The 901-nt window shown below is 63.9% G+C and carries 1 protein-coding gene; it reads right to left on the bottom strand.

What is annotated here, in order from left to right; all coding sequences use genetic code 11:
• Positions 1 to 901: IS1595 family transposase (locus D3A59_RS24970; RefSeq protein WP_119157988.1), on the bottom strand; the 901-nt coding region annotated here is incomplete at its 3' end.

Here is a 901-nt window from a genome sequence, read left to right as displayed (position 1 = left end):
TGGTTGCGACATGGCCGATGAGCGCGAGCAGCAATGCCGGCAGGTTGGATCGGCGATTGAAGCGGTATGCGAAGGCGCCGAGGTAGTGGCTGGCGTATTTGGTGAACTTGAACGCCTTGTAGCCGCCACCGATCATCGTCTTGAGGTTGCCCAGGATGGTGTTGACCCAGGTGAACTGCGGCAGCTCACGGGGCTTGCGGTCGCCGACGACGATGTAGGAATGGGCGCAGCCGGCGTCGATGACGCCCGCGAAGCAGTTCAGGCCATCGCTTCGCACATCGCAGCCGGGCAGCAGATTGGCTCTCGCCCACTGCGTGATGGCTTCGCGGGTGAAGCTGCGCACAGGAGAGATCTTCACCCGCATGGGATTGCCAGCATCGTTGGTAGCCACCGCCGCGACGATGGGCACCTTGTTGGCCGAGCCTCTGCCACCGACGCCAGGGCGCTCACCGCCGAGGTAGGCATCGTCGAGTTGCACGTTGCCGCCCAGCGGCTCGTGAGCGTCCTGCTCTTTCATGGCGGCCATGAGTTTGTGATGCACGAGCCAGGCGGTGCGGTAGCTGGTACCGAGATGACGCTTGAGTGCCAGGGACGACAGGCCGGTCTTGTCCTGGCTGATCAGGTAGATGGCCAGAAACCAGATGCGAAGCGGCAGCTTGGTGCTGTCCATGACCGTGCCGGCCGTCAGCGAGGCCTGATGTCGGCAGGACTGGCACTGAAACAGCCTTCGCGCACCATGGCCCACCACATAGTGCGCTGCACAGTCGCAGCGCGGGCAGCGGAAGCCATCGGGCCAACGCAGGGCCATCAGCGCCGTGGCGCACTGCTCCTCGGTGCCGTAACGGGCGAAGAACTCCGGCAACGACACTCCGGGTTGGAACTGGATGCGATTCATCGGCAT

This window comes from Caldimonas tepidiphila (genome assembly GCF_003569765.1).
Taxonomy (GTDB): domain Bacteria; phylum Pseudomonadota; class Gammaproteobacteria; order Burkholderiales; family Burkholderiaceae_C; genus Caldimonas; species Caldimonas tepidiphila.
The sequence above is the reverse complement of the archived record's forward strand: the minus strand, read 5'-3'. Positions and strand labels throughout refer to the sequence as shown.